This is a genomic window from Dehalococcoides mccartyi 195 (assembly GCF_000011905.1).
GTDB lineage: Bacteria > Chloroflexota > Dehalococcoidia > Dehalococcoidales > Dehalococcoidaceae > Dehalococcoides > Dehalococcoides mccartyi.
Map to the genome: position 1 here is coordinate 53,688 of NC_002936.3, position 17,228 is coordinate 70,915.

The window sequence follows — 17,228 nt, forward strand, 5'->3', positions numbered from 1 at the left end:
TCGCAACATCTGACGCCGTTTTGGGCATCAGTATATCCTTGCGTTAGCGGATTAAATTGTGTAGTCTTTGGTATATGGAAAAAAGCCGTAGAGTTTATGTTTGTTCCAACTGCGGGCGTGAGAGCCTGAAATGGCTGGGCCGCTGCCCCGCCTGTCAGGAGTGGAATACTTTTGAAGAAAAAACGGTTGTTTCGCCCATAGGGCGTAAAAATGAACCTGCCCGGGTTATCAGCCCGGCGGCAGAGCTTTCCAGTTTACAGGCATCCGAAACCACCCGGCGGAGTTTATCCATTTCGGAGTTTAACCGGGTTTTAGGCGGCGGCATAGTGCCGGGTTCGCTTATGCTTTTAGGGGGTGAACCGGGCATCGGCAAATCCACTCTGCTTCTTCAGGTGGCGGCTTCGGTAGCCCAAAGCGGCGGCAAGGTAGTATATGTATCCGGGGAAGAAAACCCCGCCCAGATAAAAATGCGCGCCCAACGCCTGGGTATCAGCGGCGAAGGGCTTTTTCTTATGGCTGAGACTGACCTTAATGCCATTTTAGCCCAGCTTTCAGTCCTCTGCCCGTTACTGGTCGTTATTGACTCTATCCAGACTGTATTTCTGCCGGAGCTTGAAGCCGCACCCGGTGCTATAAATCAGGTGCGTGAGTCAGCCCTCCGCCTGATGCAGTGGGCTAAAAGCAGCGGAGCCAGCGTATTTATAACCGCCCATGTTACCAAAGAGGGAAACATAGCCGGGCCGCGTATACTGGAACATATAGTAGATGTGGTTATGTACTTTGAGGGAGAGTCCCAGAGTGCTTACCGTTTAGTGCGTTCGGTAAAAAACCGTTTCGGTTCTACCAACGAAGTGGGTATATTTGAAATGAAAAGTGAGGGTCTGGTAGAAGTAGCCAACCCTTCCCAGATATTTTTATCAAACCGCCAGGCAAATACGGTCGGCTCGGCTGTAACCGCTGTGCTGGAGGGCAGCCGCCCGCTGCTGGTTGAAGTGCAGGCACTTACCAATACCACCAGTTTCGGCCAGCCCCGCCGCACCGCCAACGGGGTGGATTTTAACCGTACCCTTATGATAGCCGCTGTCCTCTCCAAACGCCTGTCCATGCGTTTAGGTACCCAGGACATAATAGTCAACGCTACCGGCGGTATCCGTCTGGATGAGCCGGCCGCAGATTTAGCTATAGCTCTGGCCATTGCTTCCAGTTACCGGGATACCGGCGTCTGCCCAGAAACCATTGCTCTTGGGGAGATTGGTCTTTCTGGTGAACTGCGGACTATTCCCCATCTGGAAAGGCGTCTTTCCGAGGCCAGCCGTCTGGGTTTTAAGAGGGCTTTAGTACCGGCCGGTGCTAACTGCCACAATGTACATAATATCCAGATAATTCCGGTTTCAACTGTCAAAGAGGCGGTGAAGCTGGCACTTACCGGGGTAAAAACGGAGACCGAAGATGTTTTTGAATGAAAAAGTCGGGGCAGTTATTGTAGCTGCCGGCCAGAGCCGCCGGATGGGCGGGCAGGACAAAATATTTGCCCGGCTTTCGGGTAAACCTGTTTTGGCTCACACCCTTTCGGTTTTTCAGCAGTCCCCGGAGATAGATGATATTGCCCTGGTGGTATCCGAACACAATCTTAAAAAAGCTAAAGAACTGGTCAAAGAATATAATTTCAGCAAGGTAATTGCTATATGCTCCGGCGGCGAACTCCGTCAGGACTCCGTTTCTTCAGGGCTGACTGCCTTGTGTGATTGCGGCTGGGTGCTTATTCATGACGGGGCGCGCCCTCTGCTTGACCCTGTCTCCATACCCGAAGGGCTGGAAGCGGCCAAACTCTGCGGTTCGGCCGTTGCGGCCGTACCCCTCAAAGACACCGTCAAGGAAATATCCCCAGAAGGGCTGGTGGAAAAGACCCTGCCTAGGGAAAAACTGATATCTGTCCAGACGCCTCAGGTATTTAGGGCAGACATTATCCAGAAAGCCTACCGCAGGGTGGGCATAACCGCCACTGATGATGCCCAACTGGTAGAAAAGCTGAAGCTCCCGGTCAAGATATTCTCCGGCGCATATGCTAATATAAAGATAACCACACCCGAAGACCTGCTTATGGCAGAAATACTGCTGAAGAAAGGACGGTGAGCATAATGCGTATTGGAAACGGTTATGATGTACATCGTCTGGCACCGGGGCAGAAGCTGGTGCTGGGCGGGGTGGAAATACCCTTTGAGTGCGGGCTTATCGGCTGGAGTGATGCGGACGTGCTTACCCACGCCATTATGGATTCGCTTCTGGGGGCGGCGGCACTGGGGGATATAGGGCTTTACTTCCCGCCGGGTGACCCTAAGTTCAAGGGCATATCTTCACTTAAACTCCTTGAGCAGGTAACAGCCTTGCTGGCTGAAAAAGGTTTCGGGATAATAAACGTAGATTCAGTTATAGTAGCGGAGGAACCAAAGCTACGCGGCCATGTAGATACCATGCGTAAACACCTTGCCAAGGCCATGGGCATAGACCCGGGGCGGGTAGGGATAAAAGCCAGCACCTCGGAGCAACTCGGCTTTGTAGGCCGCGAGGAGGGCATGGCAGCCTGGGCAGTGGCCCTCGTAGACGAAAAATAGACTATGAAAATATATAACACTTTATCCGGCAAGCTGGAAGAATTTGTCCCTCTGGAAGATGGCAAGGTAAAAATGTATGTCTGCGGCATAACCCCGCAGTCAGAGCCGCATATCGGCCATGCCATGAGCTATATAAATTTTGACGTAATCCGCCGTTACCTCAGCTACAAAGGCTACCGGGTAAAATATATCCAGAATTTCACGGATATAGATGACAAAATAATTGCCAAAGCCAACGCTCAGGGCATAGAGCCGTCTACTCTGGCCGAAAGAAATATCGGGGTATTTCTGGATGCCATGGCCGCACTCAACATAACCCCGGCGGACTACTACCCGCGGGCCACCCAGGAAGTACCCAAGATAATAGAAATGGTCTCCGGCCTTATAGAAAAGGGCTATGCATACGAGGCAGGCGGCAGTGTCTACCTGCGGGTGCAGAAGGTGGAAGGCTACGGCAAACTGTCCCACCGCACTCTGGAGCAGATGATGGCCGGTGCCCGCATAGAGCCGGGCGAAGAAAAAGAATACCCAATGGACTTTGCCCTTTGGAAGGCTACCAAGCCGGGAGAGCCTTCCTGGGAAAGCCCCTGGGGATTGGGACGCCCCGGCTGGCATATTGAGTGTTCGGCCATGTCTCTGCGTTATCTGGGAGAGCAGATAGATATACACGGCGGCGGGCAGGACCTTATTTTCCCCCACCATGAAAACGAAATCGCTCAGTCCGAATGTTTCAGCGGGGTCAAACCCTTTGTCAAATACTGGCTGCATAACGGTCTTCTCAAGCTTGGCGAAGAGAAAATGAGCAAGTCGCTGGGTAATCTGGTCACCATAAAAGAAGCCCTCAGCCGCTATTCGGCTGATGCCCTGCGTATCTTTGTACTCAGCTCCAGCTACCGTAATCCGCTTACTTACTCTGAAGAAGCTCTGGAAGCAGCCGAAAAAGGGGCGGAACGCCTGCGCCAGACAGCCGCCAGACAGGATAATCCCCGGTTACAAGAAATAAATGTAGATGTTAAAACATACCGTGAGCGGTTTACCCAGTATATGGACAATGACTTTAACACCTCAGCCGCTCTGGCTACTATATTTGACCTTGGACGTGAGCTAAACCGCATTGAAGCAGAGGGTGGCAAAAGCACACAAGGGCAAGAACTGTTTAAAGAGCTGGCTGGTATACTTGGACTTAGCCTGATAATCGCGGAGCCTACGACTAGTGCAGATGCCGCGCCTTTTATAGATATGCTGATAGAACTCAGAAAAGACCTGCGTCTGGCAAAGCAGTACCAGCTGGCAGACAAAATCCGTACCAGCCTGGATGCAGCCGGGATACTTCTGGAAGACTCTGCCGGCGGCACTATATGGAAAATAAAAACCAAGTAATCGCCGAAGATTTCAGTATAACTATTGACTCTGCGGTTTCGCTGTAAAGCTAAAAAAAGTTGCACTTGGTGTCCATTTGTGATAGATTATCTATCTGTTGCTGGGGCCGTAGTTCACTTGGGAGAACGTTTGACTGGCAGTCAAAAGGTAGAGGGTTCGAATCCCTCCGGCTCCACCAAAGGTATCAATAGGTAGAACTTCCCTTCTTCTGTTAGTTCCCGGTAGCGGCAGGGTATATTTCAAGCTCACATTACGGCTATCTGTTTCAATCTTCTTAACAAAAGTCTTTAAGAAAGTCTTGCAGTCGGTTATCTCCGATTCGTTAAGCAGCTGTTTAAGGTCATTTGCATAGGCTTTAACCATCCCAAGATTAAAATTGTCGTCACTATCAGCTACCATCTCAGCTTCAGCTAATACCCTGGACTTTTCAAGTTTAGACTGCCGTTCCCTAAGCTCTCTTATCCGGGGCGCCAGATCGTCATAATTTAACTTGCCGCTTTCAATAGCCTCATACAGGCGGTTTAACCTCTGTCTGATATCATCCAGTTCGGCATCCAAAACGGCCAGCTTTTCCTTATGATGGCTGGAAGTTGATTCAAGTTCCTCATTGACCTGTTTTACTAGTTCCTCCAGATTTTCTTCGGTTAATACCTTGGACTTTATTTGCTTAATAACAGCTGATTCCAATTTTGTTTTAGGTATTGCCTGGCAGTTACAGACCCCGTTTCCCTGTTTAAACTTCCGGTTACACTGATAGTACGCATACTGGCCTGATTTGGCACTGTGCCCGGTCAGAGCCGCACCACAGGAGCAAAAAGCCATTCCGCTTAACAGGTACTGGCTGGGTACTGTCCGGGGGTGGGTATTTTTAGGCTGGCGGGAGACCATGCTCTGCTGGATACGCTGGAAAGTTTCCTTGTCTATAATACCCGGCCAGGCATTTTCTAACCGCACTGCCTCTTCATTTTTAGCCAGACCTTGGCTGGGTCTGGCTCCCCATACCAGAGTGCCTGTATAGGCTTCATTGCAGAGTATCTTATGAACCGTCGTCCTGCCCCAGGGTTTACCTGCCTTAGTTATATATTCTTCCCGGTTGAGAATATTGGCTATTTCTTTACAGCCCTTGCCTTTATCCGCCAGAGCAAATATGTATCTTACGGTTTTAACTCCCGGAGAGGTATCCGCTTCGGGGGCAAGTTTATTCCGTTGCTTTGGGCCATCCTTCACTTTTACAAGTTCATATCCTAAAGGCGGCTGGCTTCCGTTATAAAATCCCCTGAGGGCATTTTCTTTCATTCCCCGCTTTATATCCTGCCCTAAGTTGGCTGAATAAAATTCGTCCAGAGACTCTATTATTCCTTCCATCAGCTTGCCGGTGGGTGAATCGTCAAGGGGTTCGTTTATGGAGATGACTTTAATGCCCTTTTTCTGAAGCAGTAGTTTATAGGTAATAGAGTCAGCCCGGTTACGGGCAAAGCGATTAAGTTTCCAGACTAATATAGCTTCGAAAGGTGGTATGGATGACTTGGACATGGCTATCATCCGTTTAAATTCAGGTCTGGCGGCAGTCCGCCCGCTTTCAGCCTCATCTATAAATTCATAAGTAATCTGATAGTTATTTTTTCCGGCATAATCCCTAAGTGCCCTTAACTGGGCGGCAATGGATAATTCTACGTCCTGAGCTTCGCTGGATACCCTGGCGTAAAGTGCGACTTTCATTTCCCGCTCCTTTGGCCTTTTAAGCGACGGCAAACATCGCATTCCCCTGGCAGAAAATTGGTTAAAATCAGAGTTTGAATATCTCTCTTAAGGGTTTGTGTTTCCATTCCAAGTTGTTTATAGGCTTCCCGTATGTATGTGAATTTTTTCAAATTATCGATGCTTAATAATTTGGTTATTGCTTCCAGACATGCCTCTTCAGCGCCTGGGCAGCTTAATAAAGTGGTACCCGGTTTTATTATTATTTCCCCCCGGTTCTTATTAATTTGTAACCTTTCAACTGCTTTTTCAAGTATTGTGCGATCATTTAGAAGTATGAATTTAAAGCTGTTTTTACATATAAAATCAAGCAAAATACCCTTCTCATCCCTTGCTTCTGCGCATACTTCTATCCCTACTTCTCTCCCCATTCTATCCATACCTTCTACTAATTCTTTTCGGAAGAAGATACACCTATTTATATAGTTCTCGCATGCTGCTTTCCAACCTTTTAATGAAAAGAAGGTAAGGTTATGGTTTAAATGCTGTTCAACAAGGGTGAAAAGAAGACTGTTTTCAAGTTCTAAATTAACGATAATATCTGTGGACGACTCAGGTTGCGTGGCAACTACTTTCCCTGCATTAAATTCAATTTTATAAGTATCTTGGTCAAAATAAAACCGGGTATCGGGCTCCGGCAGGGCAATAGCCGCATCAAGTTCGTTTAAGGTGGCAAGGAGTTGTTCTTGGTGCTTGGTCAGTGCTGTTTTTAGTACCTCAAGTTCGGCTTGGTCAAAACGGCGTTCCGCTTGAGCTTCGGTTATATATTTGCGGATAGTCCTGATATCCCTACCTTTCCGTTGGGCTAAATGGGCTTCTGACCAGCCGCTCTCATATAAGTCAAGCCATTCGCGGGTTTCCTTAATAGACGGAGCCTTTTTTCTTGGCATATTTTACCCCCTTGACAGCCTGATAAGTCTGCCTGTGATTCATTATAACATAATTATATGCTCTTACCAATGCTAATTACAACTAATATATGTATTTTGCGGTTTGTTATTATGAATATATGGGCAGGAAAAAGACAGCCAAGGCAAATTCTATAGCAAGGCAATTATGCGATATATACCGGCATAAACTATACGATCTTTACAGCGAATTTCGCCGCCGGAATTGTGTAGTTTACGCTTCGCCGGTGAGAATGAAATGCGCGTATTCGCGTCGATGCTCCTCCAGATACACCACCAGCTCGTAGAAGCTCCTGTCGTTGGCGATGTGCTGCACCGTGCGGATATCTAACATATTCGTCAGCCCAGTGTCGCGGATGGCGAGAATCTGCTTCTTGACCGTTTCACTCATCGACGTTCACCACCTTGCAGGCGTCCTCACCGTAAGCCACGGACAGGCCGCAGCCATTGTCCCATGCCACCATGACCGAGCCGATGTCGTCCACGCCGCGCACGGTGCCTTTGGTGCCAACTGGTGGTGCTTGCGGGTCGTCCATTCGGACAAGCTCCACACGGCACCCAACCGGGTAACGCTTGCGGAGGCTCTCTACCAGCTCCTTACTTGGAAACCTCATCGTCAGACACCTCCTTGTCCTGCAGGCTCATCACGTCATCATAGAGACCGGCGTCTGCATTGATGCACTCGACCAGTTCCTGCACCTTCGGGTTTCCGCTCTTGAATGCGCCGCTTCCAGAAAGGTTGCGGAGCAGTATCTTTCGCGCCGCCTTGTACTCATCACCAATGAAGCCCAAACGGAGCAGGAAGCAGCGAAATGCATACTTGTCATTGTCCGTATCTTTTTCCTTTGCGGTAACGCGCTTTTGAGTCTTTGCCATCTCGCAAAGCGCTGTGATAAAAAGTGTGTATGCCTTGACCGCGTCTGGGTCGGTGCCGTCCTCAAACCACGGGAACCGTACCTTCTCATCAACAATGTCAATGTCGATGTCTTGACATCCGAGAGCCTTGCTTATGAGGCTTTTCTTGCTTTCCACCAACCGCTTGAGATTTTCGAGCGCAGTGTCGGTAAAGGAGGAGCGGGGCATCTCAATCACCAGCCCGATGCTCTCGTCCGGTACGTCGCTTGCTTGCATGCCATCTTCGCCAACCGGGTCGCGGTGCTGTCTGCCAAGCCCCAGTTCTTCTGCCTCGGTCATTCTCAAATCCTCGAAGCGCGTTTCCGCTTCAAAGCCCTGCTCGTGCAGCCTCTCGATGAGCTTTTCGATTTCCTCGCTGTCAGCGCGGTCGTCGAAGCTGATCGTGCCATTCTTGTCGATGGTGAAGTAGTCCACCTCATAGGTGAAGGAAGGAGCGCCTTTGTACTTTGCAGGGCTGTTCAAAATCTCCGCAATCGCTGTTACGAGCCGCTTGCGGTCGCTGCCGGTCAGGTTGTACCTGAGTTCAAAATCCTTGTTTTTCATAGTGTCTGCCGCCTTTCTTTGAGCCGATGCTTCGGCTTTTGTACGTACATATATCACTCTAAAGCCTGTAAATAGCAAGACAATTCCGCGATGTAAATGTACCAAATAGAAGCGGCGGCGCTTGTGTGATTCAGTCCGATTTTACAGCCACTTCAGCGTAGGAGTAGGTCAGTCCGTCACGCTGGACGAATACCTTCTCCGCCGCACCGACCTGCTCTATATACCGCTTCACGATAACATCGCAGAACTTCTCGTCAAGCTCAATGGTGGCGCAGGAGCGGTCGGCCTGTTCACAGGCCATGAGCGTGGAGCCTGATCCACCGAAGGGATCGAGTACCAGCGTATTTGTCATGCTGCTGTTCATAATAGGATAAGCCAGCAGCGGGATAGGCTTCATTGTCGGGTGGTCGCCATTCTTTTTTGGTTTGTCGAACTCCCAGATGGTCGTTTCCTTGCGCCCACTGTACCACTGATGCTTGCCGCTTTTCTTCCAGCCGTAGAGCACAGGCTCGTGCTGCCACTGATACGGAGAACGCCCCAGCACCAGCGATTGCTTTTTCCAGATACAGCAACCGGACAAATAAAAACCGGCATCCGAAAAGGCTCTTCTAAAATTCAGCCCTTCGGTGTCGGAATGGAAAACGTATATGCTGGCGTCATCCGCCATAACCGCCTCGGTGTTCTGGAAAGCTGCCAGCAGAAAATTGTAAAAAGCATCGTTTGCCATGTTGTCGTTCTTGATTTTTCCGGCGCTGCCTTCGTAGTTTACATTATAAGGCGGGTCTGTGATGACCAGATTAGCTTTGCGGTCATCCAAAAGGACGGCGAAGGTTTCTGCTTTGGTGCTGTCTCCGCAGACCAGCCGATGCCGACCGAGTGTCCAGAGGTCGCCGAGCTTAGTTACCGGCGGCTGCTTGAGCTCCTCATCAACATCAAAATTGTCATCGTGCAGACCATCTTTGATGCTGCTTTTGAATAGGTCATCCAGTTCGGACGGGTCGAAGCCCGTTAGCGAAACATCGAAATCGGAACCTTGCAAGTCAGCAATGAGCAGCGCCAGCTTATCTTTATCCCAATCGCCGGATATTTTATTGAGCGCCACATTGAGCGCCTTTTCCTTTGTCTCCGTCAGCTCGACGACGACACACTCCACCTCGGTGATGCCCATATCGATGAGCACCTTCAAACGCTGATGTCCGCCAACGACACGTCCGGTGGCCTTATTCCAGATGACCGGCTCGACGTATCCGAATTGTTCAATGGAGCGCTTTAGCTTATCGTATTCATTATCACCGGGCTTCAGGTCTTTACGTGGATTGTAGTCAGACGGGATAAGCTGCTCAATTTTCAGTTTTTCTATCTGCATACGCTTCAGCCGCCTTTCTTAGTTCGTTGTATAGCCTCATGCTGGTATCCTCCCACGGGAACAAGCAGGAATTGAAGTGCCCGTAAGTCGCGGTGTCCTCGTAGATGGCGTTACGCAAGACCAGCTTTTCGATGATTGCCGCCGGACGCAGATTGAACACGGACATCACAATCTCACGCAGAGTCTCGTTGGAAAGAGCGCTCGTGCCAAATGTGTCGATGTCCACAGCCACGGGGTCAGCCTTTCCGATGGCATAAGAAAGAGCGACTCCGCATTTATCCGCGAGGCCGCTCCAGACGATATTCTTTGCGATGTACCGCGCCATATAAGCGCCGCTGCGGTCGACCTTCGTTGGGTCTTTGCCACTGAACGCTCCTCCGCCGTGGAGAGCAAGCCCTCCGTAGGTGTCCACCATCATCTTTCGACCAGTCAAGCCAGTGTCAGCAGCGGGACCGCCCTCAACAAATCTGCCGGAGGGATTGACGAAGATTTCAGTATCATCATCAAACGGGAAGTCCTCAAAGCACTGCCAGAGAACATTCTGCTTGATATCCGAATAAAGCTGCTCCTGTGTCTTACTGGCTTCATGCTGAACGGAAACCACGATTGTTTTTACACGCTTCGGCTTTTCATCCTCGTATTCGACCGTGACCTGCGCCTTGCCGTCCGGCAGAATGCCTTTCACGATTTTATCCTTGCGGACGGTATCTACGCGTTTACAGATACGATGCGCCAGCACCAGAGGGAGCGGCAGCATCTCGCGGGTTTCGTTGGTGGCGTAACCGTAAACGGTGCCTTGATCGCCAGCGCCGATGGAAGCATAACGTTCCTCGCTGCCATTTCTGGCTTCGAGCGCAGTGGTCACTCCTGCGCTGATGTCGGCGCTCTGCTTGTGGACGAACACAAAGACAGTAAACTTCCACGGATTGTAGCCGACCTTTCGGAGGACTTCGCGCACCTCCCAACGGATATCAACTTTGCCGTCACAGGTGATTTCGCCCGCAACGATGATTTTTCCCTTGGTCGCCATTACTTCGCAGGCGACGCGAGCGGATTTATCTTTTCTGAGACAGGCATCCAGAATGCTGTCGGCGATGAGGTCGCACAGCTTATCCGGGTGCCCCATGCATACACTTTCGGCGGTTTTGTAAGTAGTCATATTTTATTTTCCTCTCCGGGCGGTCAAAAGCCGTTCCATAACGTCATCTTGCGGATTCGAGCCGCTGTATTCGCCGGTGCAGTTTTCCTTCACGATCTGGAAAATCTCATACCACAGGCGGTTTGTTTGACTCATGTAGTTTTGTCCCATCGCCACATACGGGCTTTGGATAGCGTTGCCGGTAGTAGGATGCCGCGCCAAAAAGCCGAAACTTGACACCGCTTCCTCGCATTGAATCCAGCGCGCCACGCTCATAGCGTAACGTTCCAGTAGCTGGGGAGAAACGAGTGCAGCGCAGCCTCGTGCATTGAGCCATGTCCATGTGTTTTTATATATTTCAGCGGCGGCAAGCGTCGTACCGTCCTTTTGCTCTGCCGACAGCATCTTGTTCGGTTCCGGCATTTCACAACCTTCAAGCGCAGGCGCGTCAGTGAACTCCATCACCGTCAGCTTCCTGCCGCCCGGATTACCGGCGGATATTTTGTCGGCGAGAGGCTTCTTTTTGGCGCCAGCACCGACTCTGGCACCGCCTCTACAGGTGCCGTCTTTCGCCATATTCATCACACTCCTTTTTAACTTGGGCTATTCAACCCTTTGAAACTGCGTTTTTCAACACGAAGCCCCACGCCGCTGTCCGTTTTGAATAGTTTTAGAGATTTGACTACCCCCACCGGTCACCACTTTCAGCAGTAATTCGGGAGTGACAGGATTTACATAGAGCCATCAGATTACTCTTTTCATTGCTACCGCCTTTGGAGAGCGGGAGGATGTGGTGGACCTCCTCGGCAGGCGTCAGCTTGCCTTGCTTATCGCACTCCTCACAGAGGGGATGCAACTTGATGTAGCGGTCACGGATGCGCTTCCAGCTTCTGCCGTAGCGTTTGTTGGACTTAGGGTCTCGTTCGTACTGGTTGTACTGTTTGTCCACGACCTTTTGATGCTCGGCGCAGTATTGCTCACGCTCAGCGAGCCGACCGCAGCCGGGGTAGGCGCAGGGACGCTTTGGTTTATATGGCATGGGTTCACCTCCTTGGGCACAAGAAAAGCCCTGCGGGATTGCTCCCGCAAGGCTCTCTTAGATTCTTTCTTCCTGATTATAATGATATCAGGAGTGGCACGTGTCTTTCAGTGTCTTTTTGTGTCTACTTCATTGGGAGCAGGAATTCTGCAGTCATCCAGTGCCCTGGTGTGGAGCTTATGAATGTAGCGAAGGTCATAGCCCATATCCACCGCAATCTTCTCCCAAGAGAGGAAGCAGAGATAACGCTTCTCCAGTAAGGTCTGGTGCTCCGGATTCACCACAGCCTTGATGACACTCATGATTTCTTTCTTGAGATCAACCAGCATGTCGATGTCATGATTAATATCATTCTGGAGATCAACGATCTTGCAGATGGCATCAGCCATGCGGGAGGTTGAACCGCTGGGGTTTCTTGGCATACCAGTCATGACAGACGTGCAGGTCGTTGCCAGATCATTCAGTGAATCAACCTGTTGGAGTTTGGACTTGATACGCATGTCCAGATAACGCGCCTGAGAAAGGTAGGTCTTAGTATTCATAACGCACCTTTTCCTTTCTCAGTTTGGTGATGAGTATTTCCGGATCAACATTCGTCAGGACACTAAACCAATCAGAACGAAAGAAGCGTTCGATGCTGGCAAGCTCCTGCTCATTGTCGTGCAGCCGGTAGTCCTTGACCGCTTGTAGCACGATGGCGTTTGCTAATTCTTGATAAGGGTCCATAATCTGTACCTCCGGATTTTTATTTATCTCGGATTGGCACGGATTGTCATTGATTGTCTCAGACTTGCAGGTCGGCCTTTACAGCAGCTATCAAGGCGGCTTGAGTGCTGTCCTTCTTGGATAACACCTTCAGAATCCGCTCGTCGATGGTGTCTTTGGCCACAATGTGCTGCACCACAACCGTTTCAGCGTTTTGCCCCTGTCGCCACAGGCGGGCGTTGGTCTGCTGATATAATTCTAGTGACCAGGTCAGCCCGAACCAAACAATACAGGAACCGCCACTCTGCAGGTTTAAACCATGACCGGCAGAGGCGGGGTGGATCAGTGCTACGGGTAATTCGCCAGCGTTCCACTTTCGGATACTGTCGGCGCTGTCCAGTTTGGAGAACGGGATATGGAGTTTTTGTAGACGCTCTGTAATGCGGGCAAGGTCATGCTTGAACCAGTAAGCCACAAGAATCGGCTTGCCACTGGCCGCTTCGATGATATTCTCAAGTGCATCCAGTTTTCTGTCATGGATAGTGAAGGTGTCGCCATCGTCCGTGTAGATCGCACCATTAGCCAGCTGGCATAACTTTCCGGTGAGCGCAGCAGCATTTGCAGCGGTGATGTCTCCGTCAGGGAGTTGCAAGACGAGATCCTGCTTCAGCTCGTCATAACGCTGGCGCTCCTCATCAGAGAGGCGGACGGTGTATTCGCTGCTGACCAACTCCGGCATTTTCAAAAGGTCGGTAGACTTCATGGAAATGGTGATGTCGGAGATCTTGTCATAGATGCGTTGTTCCGCTCCGGATAGAGGCTTGTAGCTGAAGATGACCTGTCCGTTACGTTTATCTGGCTGGAAGTAATCCAGTCGGTAGTGGCTGATAAACCGTCCGAGGCGGGCACCCATATCCAGAAGCCTGAACTCAGCCCAGAGGTCCATGAGGCCATTTGCGGAAGGGGTACCCGTGAGGCCGATGATACGCTTGACTTTGGGCCTCACCTTCATCAGAGCCCGGAAGCGTTTAGCCTGATAATTCTTGAAGGAGGATAGCTCGTCAACCACAAGTGTATCGAAGTTGAATGGCAGCTTACTTTCTTCAATAAGCCACTGGACATTTTCTCTGTTTATGATGTAGATGTCAGCGGGTTTGATAAGGGCCGCACGACGCTCTGCTTCAGTGCCGACTGCAACGGAGCAGATGAGGTTCTGGAGATGATCCCACTTATCTGCTTCAGCAGGCCATGTATCCCGTGCCACTCGTAGTGGTGCAATAACCAGAATGCGGTGTGCCTCGAAGCTGTCAAACAATAGGTCGTTCAGCGCCGTCAGTGTGATGCTCGTTTTGCCAAGACCCATATCGAGTAAAACAGCGGAGATGGGGTGCTCCTCGATGTAGCGGGTGGCGTATATCTGGTAGTTATGTGGTTCGTATTTCATCAAGAAACCCTCCAATCTGCTGCTCGTCATCAAGGACATAAACCTTGAAGCCAAGCACGCGTAATAATTTGTGCCTTGCCAGCTGAAGTGGTCTGGGCTTTTCGCCTGGAGCTTTAACTTCAACAAAAGCGATGTGACCACCCGGTAGAAGCACGATGCGGTCAGGCATCCCGTCAAATCCAGGACTCGTGAACTTTGGTGCAATGCCTCCGGCAGCTTTGACTGCCATAACCAGTTTTCGTTCGATTGCTTTTTCTCTCATTTTCATTCTCTCCATCAGGATTTTTATGGATGGGTTAACCTCGATGCATGTCATATATAAAACTTTTCTTAGAGCTATTTTTTTAGTCCTATAGAGACTTTTTGTATATGACCTTAATCGAGGTTAACCCATAGCCAATTAATTCAAGAAATCCTCAAAATCTCCGTCATCGATCTTAAGCCTCAGCCCTGCAAAGAACCGCTTGTTTTTGACATTGATACGGCCATACCCAGCAGCCTCCAGTGCAGAATAGAAGTCTGTCGTGCTGCGGATATATTCATTTGTGTCAACGCAGTAATTCCGATACGCCCGATAAAGTGAACTGGAGCTCTCTCGATAGCTTGCATCAAGCTCGCATTTCTCCTCAAGAAAATGGCCAAACCAGTCGTTTTGCGACCGGTACTCCGTTATGGCTTGCTGCACGCACACCGGCACAGGAATTTTGTAATCCAGCGCAATGACCTTCTTGGCACCCTCAATCACCCATGCCAGAATGCTCTCGCCAGCGTTCTGATAGAGGTACTCGCCATAGTTCTTGATGTCGCTGCTACCTTCAATCTTGGCGTCGAAGGGTATAACAACCAATCTGCGCCAGATCCCGTCATCAGAAGCGCTGACCTTTGGCAGGTGGTTAGTATAGAGTACCAGCGTATGGCAGGGCGTGAAGCTGAACGGGTCCTTGTACTTCTTTTCGGCGAACACATCATCGGTTGAGCAGAGTTGCTTGACGGTGGAGTCATTGAGCCGAGCGCCTTCCTGTATCTCGGCAGCGATTAGCAGGCGCTTGCCCTTAACCTCGGCCATTTCCGGCTTGATGTTTCGGCGGCATCCAACCGTCAGAGTGTCTGCAGAGATGTTGCCGCTATAAAGGCCAAGCACACGGGAGATGGCGTTCCAGAAGGTGGATTTGCCGTTGCGTCCACCACCATAGGCAATGATCAAAGCTTCCACATAGACCTTGCCAATGGCAGCGAGCCCGCAGATCATTTGCACATAGTCGATTAGCTCCTGATTGCCGCAGAAGATGAGGCCCAAACTGTTCTGCCAGATCTGTTCACCCTTGGAACTGGGCGAAACGGAGGTCATTTTCGTAATGAAGTCATCAGGTGAATGCTCTCTGGCTCCTGTCATCCCTTTGCGTAGATCGTAAGTAGCAGCAGGCGTACAAAGAAGAAAGCAGTCTGCATCTAAATCACGCGGCGAGATTTCAAGCATTGGACGGGATTCCTTCAGCGTCGCGGTAATATTCTTTGAGTCTCGTCTGCGAATGGCGAAGGACTGATATGCCTTGGCTGAAAGGAAGGCCCGATAAGCTTCGAGCTGTGTTTCGTTCATCAGCGACTCAGCCTTTGCCTTTGAGGCATTTTCGAGGATATCTTGAGCACCATTTTCCGTCAGCAGTCGCATCGCTGACTGCAGATCCTTTGTGGCTTCCTCCAATTGGCGGCGGGTCAGCTCATGAGCGACTGCCTGTGCGCCCGGTTCGCTTTCTTGCCAGTAATGGCTGGTGTAACGGATAAAGTGCGTAGCCGGTGAATACCGTAGTTCACCAGAGAAGTATTTCGCTAGCACCTCTGCCTGTCCTACATCGGAGAAATCGCCCGGCATATAGGACGTCGGGTCGTTGTAGACCTCCGGAGAAACATAGCCGTCCTGCTGCTGTACCTTTGAAAAGAAGCGCTGGGCGCTATGCCAGATGGTCATAAGTTCAGCTTCCTCGAGCGGAGGTGAGCATTTTGCGGCTTCCTCTAAGAAGCACTGAAAAGCGGCGTCGCTGTCACCGTATTTTTTGATGACCCGACCGGCAAAGCGGGACATGGTGGCGTTTCGACTTCCTTCTGGTATAACTTGAGTGGAACGATGGCCACCTGCCATATCAGTATCGAACTCTTCGCCCTCCAGAAACTCGCTCAAGTTCATGCTGCCGGTGTAGATTTCAACTTCGGGAGAGGTCGTTCCGAAGAAGAAACGTGCAGCATCCAGCGCCTTGGTATCGAAGTACGGAAAGATGGCGTTGACCAGCTTTTTCATATCGCTGTAGCAAGCCGCGTTTGTAAGGTGGTCAATGGGAAATAATACGTGGTATTTGGGTCGAGCGGGCTTTCCGTTTTTCTCGCGCATATTGTAGCGGCTATAATGAACGGCAAAGGTGACACCGGGGAACGCCTCCATGACATCGGCGGGAAGCACCCAATCTTCCGGTTGCTCTGAGTGATCATTGTCGCAGTCCACCGGTAGGCAATTGCTACCGATGAAGTTTTCACCATTCCGATAGCTGTTCCGGTACTCAGCGCACACATAGTCATGGCCAACAGCTGCGATCAAAGAACTTGCATCAATGACCTCGACCATGTGTGGATAAGAGCAGTTGCCGGGGTTGCCGATGAAGTCGGCGTGATAAAGAGTGAACATCAGTCGTTCACCTCCGATGCGCCATCCTCCAGTACCTTGGTGATGAATTTAAGTGCGGTGATGATTGTTTCAAGCTCGCAGTCACCACCAAGAGACACCTCTATGCCATCTGTGCCATACGGACCAATCAGATGCGCTTCAATGTCAGTGCCTCCGGCGTTCTCGATGCGAAAGTAAGTACGGCTGCCGTGGCCGGAATCTCCACCCTTATAACCGTTGGTGCCAGCTTCGACTTCGAGAACATTTGCGCTGTATATATCACGGCTAAAAGTCGTGATAGTGGTGCCGTCGATATTTCTTTCCTTTTCTGTGATAGCGTACATGATTAAACCTCCTCGCAGTTTTCATTAAAGTAGCGTAAGCGGTAGTTCTTCCACTTGGCTCTCTTGATTTCAGCCGACATACCAGCTGAGATGGTGCTGCCGAACACCCAGACCTCTGTACATTTGCTCATTAAGGCGTTGCCGAAGAATAGCCCAAGCTGGCGTTCGGCTGGAATGTTTTCGTTCAAAAACTGTGGAAACAGCAAATGTGGTGCAATGGGAATGAAGCCCTTGTCCACGGCGAATCGGCTGTAGCGCTGTGCAGCCTTTACGTTTCCTTCTACATCTCCAGAAAAGGGAGAGCAGATATAGACAATTGGCCTGAATGCCCGAAGCGCCTGTTCTTCTTTTTCGACAGCAGACAATGCTTCGTAGGCGGTTGGGTCGTAGTAACCCTCGCTGTTAAATTTATCAATGCTCATT

At 50.4% G+C, this 17,228-nt stretch carries 19 protein-coding genes, 1 tRNA gene and 1 pseudogene; 5 read left to right on the forward strand and 16 right to left on the reverse strand.

The genetic code is table 11. The annotated features are described in order from the left end of the window. Positions 1–74 precede the first annotated feature (74 nt). The 5 genes from radA (at position 75) to DET_RS00305 (ending at position 4,170) form a co-directional block, all read left to right on the forward strand. The gene (radA, locus tag DET_RS00275; RefSeq protein ID WP_010935866.1) at positions 75–1,463 is read left to right on the forward strand and encodes a DNA repair protein RadA; all 1,389 of its coding nucleotides are present in this window, start codon (positions 75–77) and stop codon (positions 1,461–1,463) included. After that, the gene (locus DET_RS00280; RefSeq protein WP_010935867.1) at positions 1,450–2,133 is read left to right on the forward strand and encodes a 2-C-methyl-D-erythritol 4-phosphate cytidylyltransferase; all 684 of its coding nucleotides are present in this window, start codon (positions 1,450–1,452) and stop codon (positions 2,131–2,133) included. The genes radA and DET_RS00280 overlap by 14 nt, the downstream gene beginning before the upstream one ends. A 5-nt stretch (positions 2,134–2,138) precedes the next feature. Next, on the forward strand, positions 2,139–2,612 hold the full coding sequence (ispF, locus tag DET_RS00285) for a 2-C-methyl-D-erythritol 2,4-cyclodiphosphate synthase (protein WP_010935868.1): 474 nt from the start codon (positions 2,139–2,141) through the stop codon (positions 2,610–2,612). Between the two features lie 3 nt (positions 2,613–2,615). Next, positions 2,616–3,992, forward strand: coding sequence for a cysteine--tRNA ligase (gene cysS, locus DET_RS00290; RefSeq protein WP_010935869.1), 1,377 nt, complete (start codon positions 2,616–2,618; stop codon positions 3,990–3,992). A 102-nt stretch (positions 3,993–4,094) separates the two neighbouring features. Next, positions 4,095–4,170, forward strand: a tRNA-Ala gene (locus DET_RS00305). A gap of 491 nt (positions 4,171–4,661) precedes the next feature. Here DET_RS00305 and DET_RS08750 read toward each other — a convergent pair. From DET_RS08750 to DET_RS00440, 16 genes and pseudogenes are all read right to left on the reverse strand, one after another. Next, a pseudogene (locus DET_RS08750) lies at positions 4,662–5,753 on the reverse strand (recombinase family protein); the annotation flags it as partial. Then, positions 5,708–6,640 (reverse strand): hypothetical protein, encoded by a 933-nt coding sequence (locus DET_RS00330; RefSeq protein WP_010935871.1) that lies wholly within the window; start codon positions 6,638–6,640, stop codon positions 5,708–5,710. The gene DET_RS00330 and the pseudogene DET_RS08750, both read right to left, overlap by 46 nt. Before the next feature lie 232 nt (positions 6,641–6,872). Further along, the gene (locus DET_RS00340; protein ID WP_041223282.1) at positions 6,873–7,049 is read right to left on the reverse strand and encodes a DUF5049 domain-containing protein; all 177 of its coding nucleotides are present in this window, start codon (positions 7,047–7,049) and stop codon (positions 6,873–6,875) included. After that, entirely contained in the window at positions 7,042–7,272 is a 231-nt protein-coding gene (locus tag DET_RS00345; RefSeq protein ID WP_041223283.1) for a DUF4314 domain-containing protein, read from the reverse strand. The genes DET_RS00340 and DET_RS00345 overlap by 8 nt, the downstream gene beginning before the upstream one ends. Next, complete coding sequence (locus DET_RS00355; protein ID WP_010935872.1) at positions 7,256–8,116, reverse strand: hypothetical protein; 861 nt, start codon at positions 8,114–8,116, stop codon at positions 7,256–7,258. Before DET_RS00355 ends, DET_RS00345 begins: the two co-directional genes overlap by 17 nt. 130 nt (positions 8,117–8,246) lie before the next feature. Further along, entirely contained in the window at positions 8,247–9,482 is a 1,236-nt protein-coding gene (locus DET_RS00365; protein ID WP_010935873.1) for a site-specific DNA-methyltransferase, read from the reverse strand. Then, on the reverse strand, positions 9,457–10,641 hold the full coding sequence (gene metK / locus DET_RS00375; protein WP_010935874.1) for a methionine adenosyltransferase: 1,185 nt from the start codon (positions 10,639–10,641) through the stop codon (positions 9,457–9,459). Before metK ends, DET_RS00365 begins: the two co-directional genes overlap by 26 nt. A 3-nt stretch (positions 10,642–10,644) precedes the next feature. Then, positions 10,645–11,196 carry a P27 family phage terminase small subunit gene (locus tag DET_RS00380; RefSeq protein WP_041223420.1) on the reverse strand — a complete coding sequence of 184 codons (552 nt, stop codon included), beginning with the start codon at positions 11,194–11,196 and terminating at the stop codon, positions 10,645–10,647. Positions 11,197–11,302: 106 nt separating this feature from the next. Then, complete coding sequence (locus DET_RS00385; protein WP_010935876.1) at positions 11,303–11,659, reverse strand: HNH endonuclease; 357 nt, start codon at positions 11,657–11,659, stop codon at positions 11,303–11,305. A gap of 107 nt (positions 11,660–11,766) precedes the next feature. Then, positions 11,767–12,201: a hypothetical protein gene (locus DET_RS00400; protein ID WP_010935877.1), complete on the reverse strand. Its 435-nt coding sequence runs from the start codon at positions 12,199–12,201 to the stop codon at positions 11,767–11,769. Further along, the gene (locus DET_RS00405) at positions 12,191–12,385 is read right to left on the reverse strand and encodes a hypothetical protein (RefSeq protein WP_041223284.1); all 195 of its coding nucleotides are present in this window, start codon (positions 12,383–12,385) and stop codon (positions 12,191–12,193) included. The genes DET_RS00400 and DET_RS00405 overlap by 11 nt, the downstream gene beginning before the upstream one ends. A gap of 58 nt (positions 12,386–12,443) precedes the next feature. After that, the gene (locus tag DET_RS00415) at positions 12,444–13,808 is read right to left on the reverse strand and encodes a DEAD/DEAH box helicase (RefSeq protein WP_041223285.1); all 1,365 of its coding nucleotides are present in this window, start codon (positions 13,806–13,808) and stop codon (positions 12,444–12,446) included. Then, positions 13,789–14,070 (reverse strand): VRR-NUC domain-containing protein, encoded by a 282-nt coding sequence (locus DET_RS08620; protein WP_041223421.1) that lies wholly within the window; start codon positions 14,068–14,070, stop codon positions 13,789–13,791. The genes DET_RS00415 and DET_RS08620 overlap by 20 nt, the downstream gene beginning before the upstream one ends. 138 nt (positions 14,071–14,208) lie before the next feature. Then, positions 14,209–16,482 (reverse strand): phage/plasmid primase, P4 family, encoded by a 2,274-nt coding sequence (locus DET_RS00425; RefSeq protein ID WP_010935879.1) that lies wholly within the window; start codon positions 16,480–16,482, stop codon positions 14,209–14,211. After that, positions 16,482–16,805 carry a hypothetical protein gene (locus DET_RS00430; protein WP_041223286.1) on the reverse strand — a complete coding sequence of 108 codons (324 nt, stop codon included), beginning with the start codon at positions 16,803–16,805 and terminating at the stop codon, positions 16,482–16,484. The genes DET_RS00425 and DET_RS00430 overlap by 1 nt, the downstream gene beginning before the upstream one ends. Before the next feature lie 2 nt (positions 16,806–16,807). Further along, positions 16,808–17,227: a DUF4406 domain-containing protein gene (locus DET_RS00440; protein ID WP_010935880.1), complete on the reverse strand. Its 420-nt coding sequence runs from the start codon at positions 17,225–17,227 to the stop codon at positions 16,808–16,810. Position 17,228 lies beyond the last annotated feature (1 nt).

Excerpts from the sequence above, each read along its gene's own strand:
- DET_RS00415 (WP_041223285.1), bottom strand. The coding sequence starts at position 13,808 with ATGAAATACGAACCACATAACTACCAGATATACGCCACCCGCTACATC.
- radA (WP_010935866.1), top strand. The coding sequence starts at position 75 with ATGGAAAAAAGCCGTAGAGTTTATGTTTGTTCCAACTGCGGGCGTGAG.
- ispF (WP_010935868.1), top strand. The coding sequence starts at position 2,139 with ATGCGTATTGGAAACGGTTATGATGTACATCGTCTGGCACCGGGGCAG.
- DET_RS00440 (WP_010935880.1), bottom strand. The coding sequence starts at position 17,227 with ATGAGCATTGATAAATTTAACAGCGAGGGTTACTACGACCCAACCGCC.
- DET_RS00330 (WP_010935871.1), bottom strand. The coding sequence starts at position 6,640 with ATGCCAAGAAAAAAGGCTCCGTCTATTAAGGAAACCCGCGAATGGCTT.
- DET_RS00280 (WP_010935867.1), top strand. The coding sequence starts at position 1,450 with ATGTTTTTGAATGAAAAAGTCGGGGCAGTTATTGTAGCTGCCGGCCAG.
- DET_RS00340 (WP_041223282.1), bottom strand. The coding sequence starts at position 7,049 with ATGAGTGAAACGGTCAAGAAGCAGATTCTCGCCATCCGCGACACTGGG.
- DET_RS00425 (WP_010935879.1), bottom strand. The coding sequence starts at position 16,482 with ATGTTCACTCTTTATCACGCCGACTTCATCGGCAACCCCGGCAACTGC.
- DET_RS00345 (WP_041223283.1), bottom strand. The coding sequence starts at position 7,272 with ATGAGGTTTCCAAGTAAGGAGCTGGTAGAGAGCCTCCGCAAGCGTTAC.
- DET_RS00380 (WP_041223420.1), bottom strand. The coding sequence starts at position 11,196 with ATGGCGAAAGACGGCACCTGTAGAGGCGGTGCCAGAGTCGGTGCTGGC.
- metK (WP_010935874.1), bottom strand. The coding sequence starts at position 10,641 with ATGACTACTTACAAAACCGCCGAAAGTGTATGCATGGGGCACCCGGAT.
- DET_RS00430 (WP_041223286.1), bottom strand. The coding sequence starts at position 16,805 with ATGTACGCTATCACAGAAAAGGAAAGAAATATCGACGGCACCACTATC.
- DET_RS00400 (WP_010935877.1), bottom strand. The coding sequence starts at position 12,201 with ATGAATACTAAGACCTACCTTTCTCAGGCGCGTTATCTGGACATGCGT.
- DET_RS08620 (WP_041223421.1), bottom strand. The coding sequence starts at position 14,070 with ATGAGAGAAAAAGCAATCGAACGAAAACTGGTTATGGCAGTCAAAGCT.
- DET_RS00365 (WP_010935873.1), bottom strand. The coding sequence starts at position 9,482 with ATGCAGATAGAAAAACTGAAAATTGAGCAGCTTATCCCGTCTGACTAC.
- cysS (WP_010935869.1), top strand. The coding sequence starts at position 2,616 with ATGAAAATATATAACACTTTATCCGGCAAGCTGGAAGAATTTGTCCCT.
- DET_RS00405 (WP_041223284.1), bottom strand. The coding sequence starts at position 12,385 with ATGGACCCTTATCAAGAATTAGCAAACGCCATCGTGCTACAAGCGGTC.
- DET_RS00355 (WP_010935872.1), bottom strand. The coding sequence starts at position 8,116 with ATGAAAAACAAGGATTTTGAACTCAGGTACAACCTGACCGGCAGCGAC.
- DET_RS00385 (WP_010935876.1), bottom strand. The coding sequence starts at position 11,659 with ATGCCATATAAACCAAAGCGTCCCTGCGCCTACCCCGGCTGCGGTCGG.